Origin of the sequence: Bacillus sp. FSL M8-0049 (genome assembly GCF_038593355.1) — a bacterium.
Classification (GTDB): Bacteria; Bacillota; Bacilli; order Bacillales; family Bacillaceae; genus Bacillus; species Bacillus safensis.
The window spans coordinates 2,769,712-2,786,939 of sequence record NZ_CP151986.1 but is presented as its reverse complement, the minus strand read 5'-3'; the positions used below and the strand labels follow the sequence as shown (position 1 = coordinate 2,786,939).

Here is a 17,228-nt window from a genome sequence, read left to right as displayed (position 1 = left end):
CATGTATTGAAATAGAACCCATATCTTAAAATAAGGGAGAAGAAGGAGGGAATTCGAATGTCGTTTGTTCAAAAGACCGTACTTCTTTTTATTGGTGTGCACTTTTTATCATCAGCTGTCATCTTACTCGTGTTTGATTTAAATGCTGTGAATCATTTTATGAATGATTTTTCATGGCTGCACTTTTTTCAAGACCTTTATGGTACGGGAACCTTTTATACAGCTTGCTTAGGTGTGTTCTTCTTTTTCGTTGGTGCGGTTATCCCCCTAAAAAAGACCTAGTGCTTTTTGCTGTACATGGTACATAAAAGTCATTAAAATTGTAAATAAATATATAAAATAAAAGGAAGCTGATGAGCATGCTGTTTTTTTATTTTTTAACATTTGCCGCATTGGGATTATCATTTTGGGCACAATTTAAAGTGAAGAATAATTTTGAAAAGTATTCAAAGGTGGAAGCATCCAGTATGAAAACAGGTGCTGAAACCGCTCGATATATTTTAGATCGCAACGGGTTATACGACGTGCCTGTTGAACCGGTAAGAGGAACTTTGACTGATCATTACGACCCGACGCAGCGTGTGGTTCGTTTATCTGAACCTGTGTACTACGGCCACTCCATTTCGGCCATTTCAGTCGCATCACACGAGGTTGGACATGCCTTGCAGCATCAGGAATCCTATGGTGCGCTTGTTTTGAGACATAAGATCTTTCCTGTCGTGAACTTTGCATCTGGTGTTGCTCCGCTTCTTTTCCTTGGTGGAATTTTGCTCAGCAGCCTTAACTTAATCGGGCTTGGGATCATTTTGTTCTCAGCAGCTGTATTCTTTCAGCTTGTGACATTGCCTGTCGAGTTTAATGCAAGTTCTCGTGCAAAAGATATCATTGTTTCAGAAGGAATCATTAGAAGCAGTGAAGAAAGAGGCGTGAACAAGGTGTTAAATGCTGCAGCTCTGACGTACGTAGCAGCGGCCCTTGTCTCCCTGTTTGAATTGCTCCGTTTTGTAATGATCTTCCTAAATGGCCGTAATGATTAATTGATGCCAGAGGAGGTGAGCCCTTACCATTGTTAGGTAAGGGTTTTTTTGTACATTTTAAACGTATTTTTAGTCATATTACTCATTGCTGCGACAGCATTTTTTGTTGTCACTGAATTTGCGATTGTGAAAATTAGAGGCTCTAAAATCAACCAGCTGATCGAAAGCGGGGATAAGAGAGCCATTCATGTTCAAAAGCTGATATCAAATCTTGACGAGTATTTATCCGCCTGCCAACTTGGCATTACCATCACGGCTTTAGGTCTAGGATGGCTGGGTGAGCCGACGGTGGAGCATTTTCTGCATCCGCTGTTTGAAAAAATCGGGCTTCATTCTGCATTGACTGACATCCTTTCGTTTATCATCGCATTTGTGATCATTACATTTTTACATGTCGTTGTGGGAGAACTCGCGCCTAAAACAATTGCCATTCAAAAGGCAGAGGCGGTCAGCCTTGTGACAGCAAAACCACTCATCTTTTTCTATAAAGTCATGTACCCGTTTATTAAGGCATTAAATGGGGCTGCACGAAGCATCGTGAAATTATTTGGTTATCATTCTGTCAAAGAACATGAAGTGGCGATCAGTGAGGAAGAATTGCGTCTCATTTTATCTGAAAGCTATGAGAAGGGTGAGATTAACCAATCTGAGTACAAATATGTGAATAAAATCTTTGAATTTGATAACCGAGTGGCAAGAGAGATCATGATTCCGCGTACAGAAATTTCAGCTATAGAGATTGAACAGACCTTAGAAGACGTGACCCATTATATGCTGAACGAAAGGTACACACGCTACCCTGTTATTAAAGAAGACAAAGATCATGTGATTGGTGTTATTAACAGCAAAGATGTATTTAAGGCCAGCTTTCTAAATCAAGATGTATCGATTGAAGACTTAATGCGTCCGGTGATCCGAGTGATTGAAAGCACCCCTGTTCAAGAATTGCTCATTTTGATGCAAAAGGAACGGATTCATATGTCAGTGCTCGTAGACGAATACGGAGGTACAGCGGGACTTGTCACAGTGGAGGACATATTAGAGGAAATTGTCGGGGAGATTCGAGATGAATATGATCAGGATGAAACACCTCACATCGTTAAAAAAGGTGATTTTCATTATGTGATGGATGGGAAAGCATTGATTGATGAAGTAAATGATTTATTGGATTTAGCCATTGAGAATGATGATGTTGATACAATTGCTGGCTGGATGATGACGCATAAATTTGATTTTGACATTGGGGATACGATTGAAGCAGAAGGCTGTGAATTTACGATCATTGATGCTGAAGACCACCATATTCGAACCATTGAAGTCAAAAAGGTTCACTTTTCTTAAAAACCTCGCATTGCTTGACGAGGTTTTTTTGCTTGGTAAACTTTAGATAAGAAGATTTGTTTCACATAAAAAGGGTATGGTTTTTATAGAAACGTGAAAAAGGAGCAGCTCATATGAAAAAAATCAATCTACAAACAGACAGACGCGATGATATGATCGACGTCACACATGAGGTTCTCCAATATGTCAGGGAAACAGGCATACAAAACGGAACTGTCATCGTCTATTGTCCACATACGACAGCAGGGATCACCATTAATGAAAATGCGGATCCAGATGTGAAACGAGATATGCTTCGCCGGCTTGATGATGTTTTTCCGTGGGAACACCCAAAGGATCGCCATATGGAAGGAAATACGGCTGCACATATGAAAGCGAGTTATATGGGGGCGTCTCAGCATGTTCTCATTCATGATGGAGATCTTGTGCTTGGCACGTGGCAGGGAATCTATTTCTGTGAGTTTGACGGGCCGAGGCATCGTCATTTTTATGTACAAGTGTCGTCAAACGAGTAAGAGATGGGGGAAATAAATGGGGGACATCAAAAAGTTACTGCAAATCGAACATGGAATCATTCAAGCACCAATGGCAGGAGGAGCTGTGACACCGCAGCTGGCAGCCGCTGTTTCAAATTACGGAGGGCTTGGCAGCTTGGCAAGTGGATATGTGCAGCCTGACGATTTGAGACAGCAGATTAGACAGGTCAAACAGCTGACATCTCGCCTGTTTCAGGTCAATGTGTTTGTACCAGAGCCAATTCCAGATGTGAAAAAAGAGGATGTGGCGTTTTGGGAGAAGAGACTGCCTGTATGGCCCGAAGCTCATAGGATGCCAAGCGAAGAAGAGTTGTGGGATGATTTTGAACGGAAAATCAACATTCTTCTGGAAGAAGACGTTCCGATCGTTTCCTTTACATTCGCCTGTCCAAATGAACAAACGATTCACCACCTAAAACAAAAGGGAATCTTTTTAATCGGAACGGCGACAACAAAAGAGGAAGCACTGCTTCTAGAGGAAAAAGGAATGGATGCCATTGTGCTGCAAGGAAGTGAAGCAGGGGGACATCGCGGCACATTTTTACGTGCAAAAGGAGACGCCTTGGTGGGGCTGATCAGTCTGATCTCTGACGTCAAACCGCTCTGCCGTGTGCCTTTGATAGCAGCAGGAGGCATCACGGACCGATTAGGTATGAAAGCAGCGCTAGCGCTTGGAGCGGATGCGGTTCAAATCGGCACACGATTTTTAGCCAGCCAGGAAAGTGCTGCGGCAGAGGTATACAAGAAAGCCATTTTACAGGCAGAAGGCAGTGAAACGAGGGTGACAAGGCTTTTTTCTGGGAAAAGAGCGAGAGGTATTGTGAATCAGTGGATGGAGGATGAAAGTCTGCATGAAGATAGGGTTCTTCCTTACCCAGTTCAGCATCTATGCACAACACCGATGCGAAAAGCAGCTGCTGCCGGAGGTAACCCTGATCAAATGGCTCTGTGGGCAGGACAGGGCGTTGGACGTATTCACTCGATTTTAAGCGTTGAAGACATCATGCACGAACTGACGCAGACATAAAATCATGATGGGTGGTGTGACAGGATGGACATCTTAAAACATTCCTACCGAAAAAAAGGCCAGATTGAATTTTGGTTTGATGATTTCCCTCATTCTCCTGCTGTCCTTACGCCCATTCGTCATTACTATTTTGTTCGATACGTGAAATGGAGCCGGCACGACTCGCCGGTCACAAGAAAAGATTTAGAAGAAATGGAGATCCTTGCGAACACGATGCTTGGCACACTCCAAAATTATCGTAAACGCAAGGCATACAGAAGCCCCTTGTCATAACCAATAGACAAGAGGCTTTTTTTAGCTGCCAAACATTTGCCTGAGATAAATTACATCCATCCGGGTAGTCTGCGGTAATAAATAAGCGGATTGAACCGCACCTGGCCGTCTTCTCTTATTCAGTTTGTCGATAATTTCTGCTGCTGTTAAAATTCCAAGTCCATGACCGTAATATTGATCTTCTCCTAAGTAAATCACATTTTCCCCGCGCCATTGCGACTGCTGATAGCTAAACTCTGGATTTTCGAAATATAAACAATCCCCATAGATAAAATCATTCCCGCGCTCTGTATAAATCGACAAAGTATCATAGTGCCAGTCATACAGTGTTAAACTGCGAAGTCTTCGATTAAACTTCTCCTCTCCTACTGTTTGCAAAACCCCCATATAAAACACAATGACAATCGCTGTTGCGCATTCAAATGCATATTTTGAACCATTTTCAAAAATGTCTTGAATGCCTCTTGATGGCTCCACTTGATAGCGCAGCTCTAGTGCTCCTGCTTCCGACACACGCCAAAACGCATCATTTGCACGCGACCTTTGAAAGATGGCGAATGAGGCACCGCTTTTATTCAAATCTCTTGCAGCATTCATAATGTTCGATCTTAAAGTGACCTCAAATAACAAATCAGATGCTTGCCTATAGCGGAACGTATCATTCGAGGCCTGTAACTGCATCAAAATGATCCGCTTTTGTCCCTCTAGCTGAAACGATGCCAGCTGCTCATTTGTCACTGGCTGTCCTGAAAGGATAATCATATGAAAAGCGCCCCCTTTTGTATTAGCGTATGCAGGGTGCTTGGGCAAGGAATCAATTTGTGAAAATAAACAAAATAGCATCCTTTTTATTTGAAAAACATGAAAATACTATGAAGATGTCCGATATAAAACATATCGTTTAAAAGGAGGAAAAACATGAAAAGTGCAATAAAATGGTTGAAAAAACCATCGATTTCCAAAAGACTGATTATTTCATTCACACTTGTTCTCGTCTTGCCAATCATTACACTCAGTACGATTTCATATCAGATTGCCAAAGAAGAATTAGATCATGAAATCATGTACGGAGCAAAAGCAAGAGTCAATGATATGAATGACATGATCGAGCAAAAGCTTTTGAATAAAGAAAACGCGGTGAAACTTTTTACTCAAACAACAACTGCTGCAGACTTTAAAAAGAAAAACCAGGACGAACTGTATGAGCATTTTGAAATATACAGCAAAATCAACGAAGATGATGTAGTTGGATTTTATGCAGCAAGTAAAAATCGTGATTTCATTCAGTTTCCTAAAGTAGACATGCCAAAAGGCTATGACCCAACAACACGCGATTGGTATCAGCAAGCGATGCAGGATGAAAAAGGTGAGCCAGTTGTCACCAATCCATACATTTCTGCTACAACAAACGGCATGGTGGTCACGATTGCCCAGCGCCTGAAGGACGGGTCGGGAGCGATCGGAATCGACATTGATGTGCAAGACATTGTTGATAAAATCAAAGAAATTAAAATTGGACGAGAAGGATATCCAATTATTGCAAATAAAAGCAAACAAATTGTAGCCCATCCAGAAGAAAAGTCAGGATCTGAGGTCACAGGAAATATTTCATCAATCCTTTATAGCGGCAAAGAAGGAACATCAACTTATGAGAATAAAGGAGAACAAAAACGTATCGTTTTTGTCACAAATGATTTAACAGGTTGGAAAATTGCTGGAACGATGTTTGTATCAGAAACAGAAGAAGCAGCACAGCCAGTTTGGAATTCTGCCATTATTCTTTTAATTTCTTCATTTATCCTTGGCGGTGTCGCTATCTTCTTCATTGTTCGCTCGATTACCATTGGACTGAGAAGGCTTGTTGATTTCTCAGAAAAGGTGAGTGAAGGGGATTTAACAGAAACCCTCGAAACCAAATCGAAGGATGAAATAGGAGATCTCACAAGAAGCTTCAGCAAGATGAGTGAATCTCTTCGTGACGTCATTCGCGCTGTACAGCAATCTGTCGACAACGTGGCTTCGGCTTCAGAGGAGCTGACGGCAAGTGCCAGCCAAACAAGTCAAGCAACAGAGCATATCACGATGTCAATTGAACAATTTTCAAATGGAAATGAAGCACAAAACGAGAAAGTCGAATCTAGTACGAATCAGCTTGTGGCAATGAACGAAGGATTACAAGATATGTCACAAACCTCATCTGAAGTGGCTGCTGTCTCTATTCAATCAACAGAAGCTGCTGGTCAAGGCGGCCGAATTGTTGAAAGCACAGCAAGCCAAATGAAACATATTGATACATCTGTACAAGAAGCAGAGCAGGTCATGAAAGAATTAGAATACAAGTCTAAAGATATTACGAGTATTTTAAATGTCATTAATGGCATCGCGGATCAAACGAATTTACTTGCGCTTAATGCAGCAATTGAAGCAGCAAGAGCAGGTGAATCAGGACGCGGATTCTCCGTCGTTGCAGAAGAAGTGAGAAAACTAGCAGTCCAATCCGCAGATTCAGCGAAAGAAATTGAGAAGCTCATCCAAGAAATTGTACTAGAAATTGCTAAATCTCAAGATATGTTCAAAGCAGTCAATCGAGAAGTAAACGCAGGACTCGGTATGACAGAGGAAGCAAAAGAAAGCTTCCAGCACATTTATGAGGCAGCAGAAGGAATGTCGAAAAAACTGTCGCAATTAAACGATACAGCCATTGACCTATCAAGCGGTTCAAAGCTTGTTTCACAAGCGATGCAGGAGATGCGCCAAGTCTCGAGAGAAAGCGCAGCAAACATTCAGGACATTGCGGCTTCCGCAGAAGAGCAGCTAGCATCTATGGAGGAAATCACATCTTCATCTGTGACACTTGCCAACATGGCAGAGGAACTAAAAGAGCTCACAAGTCAATTTAAAATTAATTAAATAATGATGAAAAAGTATCCAGAATTGTCTGGGTATTTTTTTTATTTTTAAACGTCATTTCCAGCCTCTAAAAATACACCTTTCATCCGATAATAACTTTAGAGAAGTAAAGGGGGAAAGTTAAAATGGGAAAAATGATCCAATGGTTCAAAAAACCATCCATTTCAAAGAAATTAATCATTGCCTTTTTGGTCGTCCTTATTCTGCCAACTGTGGCACTGACAATTAGTGCGTTTTTTACATCAAAGACAGAGCTAGACAAACAGATTATGGGCAGTGCGATGAGTCAGGTCAATGCATTTGATACCTTAATCAATGAGAATATTGGAAACAAATCAGATGCTGTGACACTGTTTTCAGACTCGCTCAAAGCGTCTAATCTTCAAGAAAAAAATAGAAATGCGACCATTAAAGAATTACAGCAATTTGGAAAAATTAATGAAAAAGATGTATCCGCAATCTATGCAGGCTCTGAAAAGGGATTGTTTATGCAATATCCAGTTCAAAAGATGCCAGATGGCTACGATCCAAGAGAACGTCCATGGTATCAAGAGGCATTGAAAGCAGAAAACGGCAAACAAGTCATCACAAAACCATATGTAGCAGCATCCACAGGCAAAATGGTTATCACAATTGCCCAAAAAATGAAAGATGGTTCAGGTGTCATTGGTCTTGACATGGAAATTGACAGCCTGCTCCAAAAACTAAAAGAAATCAAAATTGGGCAAAAAGGCTATGCTTTCATCATGGAGAAAGATAAAACAGTTTTAGCAGATCCAACCCAAAAGCCAGGAAGTCAAGTCAATGAAAATCTGGCCAGTATTATTTTTAAAAATAAAGAAGGAAGCGGCAGCTATACCCTCAAAGGAACAGATAAAAAGGTTGCATATGTCACCAATGAATTAACCGGCTGGAAAATTGGTGGAACGATGCTCGTATCTGAAGTAGAAGAAGCGGCAAAGCCCGTTTTCAATACAGCCATTATCGTATTCAGTGTCACACTCATTGTTGCAGGAACCCTCATTTTCTTTATCGTCCGCTCTATTTCAAAAAGATTATCCAATCTTGCCCGCTTCTCGAAAAAAGTCAGCGAAGGTGATTTACGCGATAAGCTTCAGATCCAGTCAGATGACGAAATTGGACAAGTTGGTAAAGGCTTTAATACGATGATTGACTCATTGCGATCTCTCATTGGAGCCGTTCAAACTTCAGTCGAGAATGTCGCATCTTCATCAGAAGAACTGACTGCCAGCGCAGGACAAACAAGTAAAGCAACAGAGCATATTACACTAGCCATTGAACAATTCTCCAGCGGAAATGAAAGCCAAAATGATAAAGTCGAATTGAGCTCAGAAGAGTTAGAGGAAATGAACCGCGGTCTTCAGAATATGAATGAATCGGCTGAATCCATTACTGCTTCATCGATCAAATCAACAGATATCGCAGGGGAAGGCGGCCAGCTTGTTGAAAAAACCGCTTCTCAAATGAATGTCATTGATCAGTCCGTGAAAAAAGCAGAGAATGTCATCAGTGCACTTGAAAGTAAATCGAAAGACATTACCCAAATTCTCGGTGTCATCAATGGAATTGCCGATCAAACGAATTTACTTGCGCTAAATGCAGCGATTGAGGCAGCAAGAGCTGGTGAATCTGGCAGAGGCTTCTCCGTTGTAGCAGAAGAAGTAAGAAAACTGGCGGTTCAATCTGCCAACTCGGCAAAAGAAATTGAGAATTTGATTAAAGAAATCGTGCAAGATATTGACGTATCACAGGAAGTATTCACTGCAGTGAATCGAGAAGTTCAATCAGGCCTAAGCTTCACTGAACAAACGAAAGTAAGCTTCCACAATATTTTCGAAATGACAAAAGAAATTTCTGACCAGCTTCAAACAATGAATCAAACCGTTGTTCAGCTTTCAAAAGGCTCGGCACATGTGTCAGAGGCTGTTCGTGAGATCGCAGACGTATCACGTGAAAGCTCGGCAAATATTCAAGACATTGCTGCTTCAGCAGAAGAACAGCTGGCATCAATGGAAGAAATCAGCTCGTCCTCTGCCACACTCTCTTCGATGGCAGAAGAATTACGCGATTTAATTAGCAAATTTAAGGTTGAATAGACAGGAAGAAAAGAGCCTCCAGATAGAGGCTCTTTTTCATTGAGTAAATCAAAAGAAATGGGTAATTATACTTATTTTTTGGATTTTTTGAACATTATTCCTTGAAAAATAATTCATATTACCTAAGAATAGAAGAGGAAGACCACAAATCATAAATCAAAAGGAGTAGAGTCATGAAAAAAATCAACTTTTTTAAGCACTTTACGATGTCGAAGAAATTAATTACTGCATTCTTAGCGATTCTCCTAGTGCCAATTCTCGTATTGGCTGCATTTTCTTATGAAGTGGCATCAAAGTCTCTTAATGATGAGATTATGTCTAGTGCTGCAAATGGTGTTCAACAATTAAACGAACTCATTAATAAAGATATACAGCCTAAAATTGACATGGTTTCATACTTATCTAAATCGATCAAAAAGGGTGAATTGACTGCTAAAAACAAAGATTTACTCAAAGTGAAATTAGAGCAATTATCGGAAACAGATGACGATGTAGTAGAAGTATTTGTTGCAGATCAAAATGGTAAACTAACTGAATATTCGGAGATTCACAAAGGTAATGCAAAGAGCGCAAAAAATGAAACTTGGTTTCAGAAATCGATGGGAGAGAAGAAACTCATCATTTCAGATCCTTTTGCCGATAAGTCATCAGATGACCTGCTCATCACAATATCAGAACAGCTAGCAGATGGATCTGGTGTGATCGGGGTGAATGTACGCTTAAATACGGTTGTAAAAGATACAAACAGCATCAAAATTGGCCAAGAAGGCTATGCGTTTATCGCCACATCAGATCAGCGTTATGTGGCCCATAAAACCGATAAGGCTGGGACAAAGCTGACTGGTGACTTCATCTCAAAACTATATGATAAAAAAGAAGGCAGCTTTGAATATGAATACAATGGCCAGCCGAAGCAAATGTTTTTTGACACAAATGAAGCAACCGGCTGGAAGCTTGCTGGAACGATGTATGTGAATGAAGTAAAAGAAGCCGCACAGCCAGTGCTCGACTTAACAATGATCATTCTTGCGGCTGCGATTGCCATTGGCGGAATCGCGATTTATTTTATTATTAAATCGATTCGAAAGCCACTGATAGAGCTCTCTGAATCGGCTGAAAAAATCAGTCAAGGTGATTTGACCCAGTATATTGAAGTTCGTACGCACGATGAAATTGGTAAGCTTGCGCAAAGCTTTAACGACATGTCAGCAAAGCTGAAGCAAGTCATTCAAGCTGTCCAAAATTCCATTGAAAATGTGGCTGCTTCGTCTGAAGAGTTAACGGCAAGTGCAGGACAGACAGCTCAAGCGACCGAGCATATCACATCATCTATTGAACAGTTCTCAAACAGCACTGAACATCAAAATGATATGATCGAAAAAAGCTCAGTTCAGTTAAACGAAATGGATCGGAGCTTATCGCATATGGTCGATACAACCTCTCATATGATGGAATCGTCGATCGAATCGAGCAAAACTGCTCAGGCTGGAGGAGAACTCGTTCAAAAAACAGCAGGTCAAATGCAAACGATTGAGCAGGCAGTAAAAGAAGCAGAGCTTGTCATTGCAGGCTTGGAGCAGAAATCAAAGGATATTACAAACATTCTTGGGGTCATCAACGGTATTGCGGATCAAACGAATCTCCTTGCTTTAAACGCTGCGATCGAAGCCGCACGAGCAGGTGAAGCAGGCAGAGGCTTCTCTGTTGTCGCAGAAGAAGTCCGCAAGCTGGCAGAGCAGTCAGGAAGCTCTTCAAAAGAAATTGAAAGCCTGACGAACGAAATTGTGGAGGAAATAGAAAAATCGCAGAAAATGTTTAAACAAGTAGCAGGTGAAGTACAATCTGGATTAAACATTACAGATGAAACGAAAGTGAGTTTTGAGAAAATCACTGATAAAACATCAGAAATGACAGAACAAATGAAACAAATGAACAGATCAGCCGAAGAGCTATCGCATGGCTCAAATGATATTTCTCATGCGGTGAATCAAATCAAAGAGCTCTCAAGAGAAAGCTCAGCAGGCTTCCAAGATATCGCGGCATCAGCAGAAGAACAGCTTGCATCTATGGAAGAGATCAGCTCATCCTCTGCCACTTTATCTCAGATGGCAGAAGAACTAAGGGAGCTTATTAAACAATTTAAAATGTAAGAGAGTAGCGAAACACCTGACGGCAAAACGTCAGGTGTTTCAGCGTGTAGACAAACCTTCAAATTTGGTGTCAGGTCTGCGCGCCGGTGCTCACGAATCTTTTATTCGCTCTGGTACTCGTTCTTCCTAGACTGCAAAGGTTTTCTATCACACTGAAAAAGAAGACAAAGGGCTAAAATCAAGAACATTTTAGCCCTTTGTCAACAATCTTAAGCACCTGACGCCAAAACGTCTGGTGTTTTTCCATTCGATGCATATAAATTGGGTAATTTGGACTTATTTAGACTTTAATAAGTTAAAAAAGTAAAGAACCTAGTAGTACTTCCGATATATATACTATCTTACTAAAAGGAGTTTTCTTTTTTATGAAATTCATACAGTATTTCAGAAAGCCATCTATTTCAAAAAAGCTCGTATTCTCTTTCTTATTTATTCTTTTATGTCCAATCATTGTATTGGCATTCTCTTCATACCATACGGCAAGCACCTCTTTAAATGATCAAATTATGCAAAGTGCAAAGGAAAACGTAGAGCAGCTAGATAAAAATATTACGAAGGTTGTCAAAGTGAAAACAGACGCAGCCGATTTCTTTAGCAAATGGATCACGGAGAAAAAGCTCAAGCAAAAAGGAACGACCGATATTCAAGGACGCTTTGAGCAGTTCATGAGTATGAATGATGACACAGAAGGCATTTTTGTCGCTTCAAGTGACGGCAAAGTGTTTTCAAGATATCCTAATCAAAAAATGCCTGCAGGTTATGTCGCAACTGAGCGGGATTGGTACAAAGACGGCTGGGCGAAAAACGGTGAGCTGTCTGTTTCAGCCCCATATGCAACGGCTTCAACCGGTACACTTGTGGTAACCATTTCTAAAAAACTAGAGGATGGATCAGGCGTCATCGCGATGAACCTAGACATTGCGAATCTAGTTAAAGAGTCCAATAGCATTAACATTGGGAAACAAGGCTATGCCTTTATTGGAAGTCCAGACCGTACATATGTGGCACATCCAACGAAAAAAGCAGGAACAAAATTATCTGGTGAATGGTTAGAAAAAATGTATTCACAAGATAACGGATCTATGAGCTATATGTTTGAAGGAAAAGAAAAGCAAATGGAGTTCACCACAAACAAGGCGACTGGCTGGAAAATTGTCGGGACGATGTTTGTCAGTGAAGTAGAAGAAGCTGCACAGCCAGTCTTTAACATGGCCGCCATCATTTTAGCCGGCGCGCTGATCATTGGCGGGATTCTGATCTTCTTTATCATCCGTTCCATTACAAAACCACTTTCCACTCTTGTCTCTTCTTCGAAGAAGATCAGTCAGGGAGATTTAACAGAAAAAATTGATGTCCGCTCAAAAGATGAAATTGGACAGCTTGGCACAAGCTTTAATGAAATGAGTGAGTCCCTAAGAGATGTCATTCAAGCAGTACAAACATCTGTTGAGAATGTTGCTTCATCATCTGAAGAACTGACGGCAAGCGCAGGTCAAACAACTAAAGCAACCGAACATATTACATCATCTATTGAAACATTCTCAAACGGCAACGAAAATCAAAGCGAAATGGTGGAACAAAGCGCGGTTCATTTAAAACAAATGAATGAAGGACTGAACGAAGTTGCCGAAACGTCTGATGTCATCACAGCGTCATCTGTTCAATCAAAAACAGTCGCAGAAACAGGCGGACAGCTTGTGGAGCAGACTGTTGGCCAAATGAAGACGATTGACCATTCAGTGAAAGAAGCTGAAAGTGTGATCAACGGGCTAGAGCATAAATCAAAAGATATCACAAACATCCTCGGCGTGATTAACGGCATTGCGGATCAAACGAATTTACTTGCACTAAATGCTGCCATTGAAGCAGCACGTGCAGGTGAATCAGGCAGAGGCTTCTCTGTTGTTGCGGAAGAAGTGCGTAAACTAGCGGTTCAATCATCGGATTCAGCAAAAGAGATTGAAAAGCTTGTGAATGAAATCGTTACTGAAATCGAAACATCTCAAAATATGTTCAAAGCAGTGAATGAAGAAGTGAAAAGTGGTCTTACTATTACAGATCAAACGAAAGAAAGTTTCTCACAAATAAATGAGCAAACAGCGGAAATCGCAGCAAGAATGAATGAAATGAATACAACGGTGCGCGAGCTGTCGAAAGGATCTGAGCAAATTTCTAAAGCAGTAAATGAAATTGCAGATGTATCAAGAGAGAGTTCAGCAAGCATCCAAGATATCGCAGCATCTGCTGAAGAGCAGCTTGCTTCTATGGAAGAGATTAGTTCTTCATCCACAACTCTTTCCCAAATGGCGGAAGAATTACGTGATTTAATTAAAAAATTCAAGATCAGCGAATAAGGTCAAGTGGTTCTCCTCAAGGGGAACCGCTTTTCTTTTTAAGAGGACATCTCGTACAATAGAGGAAATCGAAAGAAGAGGAGAGATAGTATGCGTTTATCAGATAAGAAGGTCATTGCGTTTGTCAGCGATGATTTTGAAGATTTAGAGCTATGGTATCCGGTTCTGCGTTTAAGAGAAGAAGGGGCGACTGTCCATCTTGTAGGTGAAAAAGCAAATCATGAGTACATCGGGAAGTATGGTGTGCCGGCGGTATCTGATGCAGATTTTTATTCCATACAAGCTGATGATTATGATGCTGTGCTAGTCCCTGGCGGATGGGCGCCTGATAAACTGCGCCGTTATCCAGAAGTATTAGACATCGTCCGTACATTTGATGCGAAGGCAAAACCAATCGGTCAGATTTGTCATGCCGGCTGGGTGCTGATATCAGCAGGAATCCTGAAAGGCAGACAAGTGACAAGTACACCAGGTATTAAAGACGATATGACAAATGCTGGTGCGGATTGGTTCGATGAGGCAGTCGTCACAGATGGCCACCTCATCTCCAGCAGACGCCCGCCGGACCTTCCGCCGTATGTGAAAGCATTTGCGGATGTGTTAGCCGCAAAATAAACGACTGACACGAAACAAAGGGCGAACAAAAAAATTTCGCCCTTTGTTCATCATTTCATGCCCTATACATTTTGTCTGTCGGCAGGATACAACACGCCCATTTGTCTTCTCGCTTCGTCCATGACGGACATGGTTTGAACAGATAGGGCAAATGTATTGACAGGAGACTGCCCCATTCCCTGCTGAATACACTCAATAAAATGATTGATTTCATAAGACATAGCTGGCTGATCATCTTTGAGAGAGATGTCAGTTTGATGTCCGTCACGGTCGTGTATCGTGATTCGTGAAGGACGGTGGAATTGATCAATCACCATGGTGGCATCCTCGCCTTGAATTTCAGCCGATAAATGAGACGTTGAAATTTTAGAATGAAAAAGAAGTGCTTGATGCCCGTCATACTGTAAAAGGACTGAACCGTTCCCATCCACACCAGAAGAAAGCTTATAGCCTCTTGCGGTGATTTGATTCGGCAGACCAAATAAGTATATGACTGGGTAAACGAGGTACACCCCGATATCCATTAAAGAACCGTTGGATAGCTCAGGCTTAAAGGCATTTGGAAGCTCGCCGCTTCGATAGGCATCGTATCTTGAAGAATATTTACAGTAATGCGCGACCACTTGCCTGATAGGTCCAAGCTGATCAAGATGCTGTTTGATTTGAAGGAAATTAGGCAGAAATGTCGTTTTCATCGCTTCCATCAAACACACTTGATGTTTTTTCGCTGCGGCAATCATTTCTTCCACTTCTTTTCGATGAGAGGCGAATGGTTTTTCGCATAAAACATGCTTTTGATGCCCCATCATCAACATGGCCTGCTCTTTATGAAGGGCATTTGGACTCGCAATATACACGGCATCAAACGTATCACTTTCCGCCATTTGTTGTAAGTTCGTAAAAACCGTATCAATCCCATATTTTTCGGCAAAGGCCTGTCCTTTTTCAGCGGACCGTGAATAGACGGCTGTACATGTAAAATCAGCTAGTTCTTCACCAGCTTGTAAGAACCGATCTGTAATCCAGTTCGTTCCGATGACAGCAAATCGAATCATGTGATTCCCTCCTTCTGCTTTTCTCTGATTATACATGCTTTGAAAGCGTTTGTATGAAAGAATATTCTTTTTATTGCAAAGCGGATGAAACCTTTATATAGGCTGAAACGTCTTACATAAAGGATATAAATGTACGAAAAGTGGGTAGTTTCTTCCTTCTTCGGGTAATACTCAGGATAGAAGGGAGAGGAGGAAACATGAAGCGCGTCCTGCATATAGGAAGTACATACATCTTTGCGCTTTTATTCATAGCGGCTGGTATTTTTCATGTGATAGAGCCGAGCGGCTTTGCCCGCATGATGCCAGGCTGGCCATTTCCATATGTAATGGTCTATGCGACTGCATGTCTTGAATGGCTGCTGGCCGTGCTGCTGCTTTTGCCAAATGTCAGGATTGCAGCGGCAAAATCCATTGCTGTCTATCTTGTACTCATTTTCCCTGCAAACTTATTTGCTGCTCGTGAGGGAATACCATTTCCAGGTCAAGAAAATACAGAACAAGCCTTGCTATGGATAAGGCTTATTGGACAGCCGATTCTCATTGTATGGGCAATGTCCATTGCAAAATGGGAAAAAAAGCTCAAACAATGACGACCATAATCATGATCAAGTAGTGTACAATTTACTCATAAAATAGCCCGTGTTTGGAGGAACAATATGAATTCTATGCAAATGTGGAGCAGTCGATTTAGAAAATTTTTTCTTGATAACAAGTTTGTTCTCTTTTTACTCGTCCTGTTATTAATTGGATTGAATATCCTAGTTTTCATGAAAACATCATTTATTTTCACACCGCTCATTGTACTCGTCAAAACCATTGCCTTACCGATTATTTTAACGGGAGTCGTGTATTATTTATTAAATCCAATTGTTAACTTGTTAGAGAAAGCAAGAATCAAGCGGATCTATTCCATTTTGCTTTTATATATTGTCATTATTGGGATTATTACAGTGACCATCGTGTCCATTATTCCTTTTTTACAAGCTCAAACCATGAGTCTATTTCATAATCTTCCGAAATACGTCGATACGGTAGAAGATCAAATTAGACAATTAACAGGAAGTAACTTTATTAATCAAGTGCAAAACTCGATGAACTTTAACGTGTCTGAATTGGTAAGTAAAGCATCCAGTCAAGCGACGAAGATTTTGGAAAGCACCTTTACCGGTGTAGGAACATTCTTAGGGGCGCTCACAGAAGTCATTATCTCGATCGTGACTGTGCCGTTTATTCTGTTTTATCTATTAAAAGACGGCAAAAAGCTGCCTGACTATCTATTGAAATTTTTCCCAAGTAAAATGAGGGAACATACACATATCATGCTTCACGAAATGAACCACCGTCTAAGCTCGTATATTCGCGGACAGATCATTGTCAGCTTCTGTATCGGTGTTCTTCTGTTAATCGGTTATATGATCATTGGACTTGACTATGCGCTGCTGCTCGCTATCATTGCTGCATGTACAAGCATAGTGCCTTACCTTGGTCCAACAATTGCGATTACACCAGCGATTGTGATTGCACTTGTGACGTCACCAGTAATGCTGCTAAAACTTATTATAGTCTGGACAGTGGTTCAGCTCGTTGAAGGGAAATTCATTTCTCCTCAGGTGATGGGGAAAAACCTTCATATTCATCCCATTACGATTATTTTTGTTATATTAACAGCTGGTAAATTGTTCAACGTGGTCGGCATCATTGTCGCTATTCCGACGTATGCCGTTCTGAAGGTCATCACGACTCACTTATTTGATTGGTTCAAAATGCGGTCCAATTTGTATAAAGAAGAAAAGGTTTGATGTCATAATCTTTT

15 protein-coding genes are annotated in these 17,228 nt (G+C 41.0%); 13 read left to right on the top strand and 2 right to left on the bottom strand.

Annotated elements, in window-relative coordinates:
• Positions 1 to 57: 57 nt before the first annotated feature.
• From NSU13_RS14480 to NSU13_RS14455, 6 genes are all read left to right on the top strand, one after another.
• Entirely contained in the window at positions 58 to 282 is a 225-nt protein-coding gene (locus tag NSU13_RS14480; RefSeq protein ID WP_070325959.1) for a hypothetical protein, read from the top strand.
• Positions 283 to 362: 80 nt separating this feature from the next.
• Positions 363 to 1,037, top strand: coding sequence for a zinc metallopeptidase (locus NSU13_RS14475; protein ID WP_024423288.1), 675 nt, complete (start codon positions 363 to 365; stop codon positions 1,035 to 1,037).
• Positions 1,038 to 1,085: 48 nt separating this feature from the next.
• Positions 1,086 to 2,378: a hemolysin family protein gene (locus NSU13_RS14470; RefSeq protein WP_024423287.1), complete on the top strand. Its 1,293-nt coding sequence runs from the start codon at positions 1,086 to 1,088 to the stop codon at positions 2,376 to 2,378.
• 113 nt (positions 2,379 to 2,491) lie between these two features.
• A complete protein-coding gene (locus NSU13_RS14465; protein ID WP_070325958.1) occupies positions 2,492 to 2,893 on the top strand; it encodes a secondary thiamine-phosphate synthase enzyme YjbQ in 402 nt (133 codons plus the stop codon).
• Between the two features lie 16 nt (positions 2,894 to 2,909).
• Positions 2,910 to 3,941, top strand: coding sequence for a nitronate monooxygenase (locus NSU13_RS14460; protein ID WP_070325957.1), 1,032 nt, complete (start codon positions 2,910 to 2,912; stop codon positions 3,939 to 3,941).
• Between the two features lie 24 nt (positions 3,942 to 3,965).
• A complete protein-coding gene (locus tag NSU13_RS14455; protein WP_065215238.1) occupies positions 3,966 to 4,214 on the top strand; it encodes a hypothetical protein in 249 nt (82 codons plus the stop codon).
• 21 nt (positions 4,215 to 4,235) lie between these two features.
• On the opposite strand, the gene NSU13_RS14450 is transcribed toward NSU13_RS14455, so the two are convergent.
• Positions 4,236 to 4,976 carry a protein-glutamine gamma-glutamyltransferase gene (locus NSU13_RS14450; RefSeq protein WP_041115839.1) on the bottom strand — a complete coding sequence of 247 codons (741 nt, stop codon included), beginning with the start codon at positions 4,974 to 4,976 and terminating at the stop codon, positions 4,236 to 4,238.
• 156 nt (positions 4,977 to 5,132) lie between these two features.
• On the opposite strand from NSU13_RS14450, the gene NSU13_RS14445 reads away from it, so the two are divergent.
• From NSU13_RS14445 to NSU13_RS14425, 5 genes are all read left to right on the top strand, one after another.
• Positions 5,133 to 7,124, top strand: a complete 1,992-nt coding sequence (locus NSU13_RS14445) for a methyl-accepting chemotaxis protein (RefSeq protein ID WP_041115841.1) — start codon at positions 5,133 to 5,135, stop codon at positions 7,122 to 7,124.
• A gap of 125 nt (positions 7,125 to 7,249) precedes the next feature.
• Entirely contained in the window at positions 7,250 to 9,241 is a 1,992-nt protein-coding gene (locus tag NSU13_RS14440; RefSeq protein ID WP_041115843.1) for a methyl-accepting chemotaxis protein, read from the top strand.
• A gap of 173 nt (positions 9,242 to 9,414) precedes the next feature.
• A complete protein-coding gene (locus tag NSU13_RS14435; protein WP_034282518.1) occupies positions 9,415 to 11,391 on the top strand; it encodes a methyl-accepting chemotaxis protein in 1,977 nt (658 codons plus the stop codon).
• 365 nt (positions 11,392 to 11,756) lie between these two features.
• Positions 11,757 to 13,745, top strand: coding sequence for a methyl-accepting chemotaxis protein (locus NSU13_RS14430; RefSeq protein ID WP_081124732.1), 1,989 nt, complete (start codon positions 11,757 to 11,759; stop codon positions 13,743 to 13,745).
• Between the two features lie 90 nt (positions 13,746 to 13,835).
• The gene (locus NSU13_RS14425; RefSeq protein ID WP_024423278.1) at positions 13,836 to 14,360 is read left to right on the top strand and encodes a type 1 glutamine amidotransferase domain-containing protein; all 525 of its coding nucleotides are present in this window, start codon (positions 13,836 to 13,838) and stop codon (positions 14,358 to 14,360) included.
• 62 nt (positions 14,361 to 14,422) lie between these two features.
• Here NSU13_RS14425 and NSU13_RS14420 read toward each other — a convergent pair whose 3' ends face one another.
• The gene (locus tag NSU13_RS14420) at positions 14,423 to 15,415 is read right to left on the bottom strand and encodes a Gfo/Idh/MocA family oxidoreductase (protein ID WP_034282511.1); all 993 of its coding nucleotides are present in this window, start codon (positions 15,413 to 15,415) and stop codon (positions 14,423 to 14,425) included.
• Between the two features lie 197 nt (positions 15,416 to 15,612).
• Between NSU13_RS14420 and NSU13_RS14415 the strand changes: the two genes are divergently transcribed.
• Positions 15,613 to 16,005, top strand: coding sequence for a DoxX family protein (locus tag NSU13_RS14415; RefSeq protein WP_034282508.1), 393 nt, complete (start codon positions 15,613 to 15,615; stop codon positions 16,003 to 16,005).
• Positions 16,006 to 16,071: 66 nt separating this feature from the next.
• Positions 16,072 to 17,214 carry an AI-2E family transporter gene (locus NSU13_RS14410; RefSeq protein WP_024423275.1) on the top strand — a complete coding sequence of 381 codons (1,143 nt, stop codon included), beginning with the start codon at positions 16,072 to 16,074 and terminating at the stop codon, positions 17,212 to 17,214.
• The last annotated feature ends 14 nt before the right edge of the window (positions 17,215 to 17,228 follow it).

Bases quoted from the DNA above. Each gene is read 5' to 3' on its own strand.
- NSU13_RS14480 (WP_070325959.1), top strand. From the start codon at position 58: ATGTCGTTTGTTCAAAAGACCGTACTTCTTTTTATTGGTGTGCACTTT.
- NSU13_RS14465 (WP_070325958.1), top strand. From the start codon at position 2,492: ATGAAAAAAATCAATCTACAAACAGACAGACGCGATGATATGATCGAC.
- NSU13_RS14460 (WP_070325957.1), top strand. From the start codon at position 2,910: ATGGGGGACATCAAAAAGTTACTGCAAATCGAACATGGAATCATTCAA.
- NSU13_RS14455 (WP_065215238.1), top strand. From the start codon at position 3,966: ATGGACATCTTAAAACATTCCTACCGAAAAAAAGGCCAGATTGAATTT.
- NSU13_RS14450 (WP_041115839.1), bottom strand. From the start codon at position 4,976: ATGATTATCCTTTCAGGACAGCCAGTGACAAATGAGCAGCTGGCATCG.
- NSU13_RS14445 (WP_041115841.1), top strand. From the start codon at position 5,133: ATGAAAAGTGCAATAAAATGGTTGAAAAAACCATCGATTTCCAAAAGA.
- NSU13_RS14440 (WP_041115843.1), top strand. From the start codon at position 7,250: ATGGGAAAAATGATCCAATGGTTCAAAAAACCATCCATTTCAAAGAAA.
- NSU13_RS14435 (WP_034282518.1), top strand. From the start codon at position 9,415: ATGAAAAAAATCAACTTTTTTAAGCACTTTACGATGTCGAAGAAATTA.
- NSU13_RS14430 (WP_081124732.1), top strand. From the start codon at position 11,757: ATGAAATTCATACAGTATTTCAGAAAGCCATCTATTTCAAAAAAGCTC.
- NSU13_RS14425 (WP_024423278.1), top strand. From the start codon at position 13,836: ATGCGTTTATCAGATAAGAAGGTCATTGCGTTTGTCAGCGATGATTTT.
- NSU13_RS14420 (WP_034282511.1), bottom strand. From the start codon at position 15,415: ATGATTCGATTTGCTGTCATCGGAACGAACTGGATTACAGATCGGTTC.
- NSU13_RS14415 (WP_034282508.1), top strand. From the start codon at position 15,613: ATGAAGCGCGTCCTGCATATAGGAAGTACATACATCTTTGCGCTTTTA.
- NSU13_RS14410 (WP_024423275.1), top strand. From the start codon at position 16,072: ATGAATTCTATGCAAATGTGGAGCAGTCGATTTAGAAAATTTTTTCTT.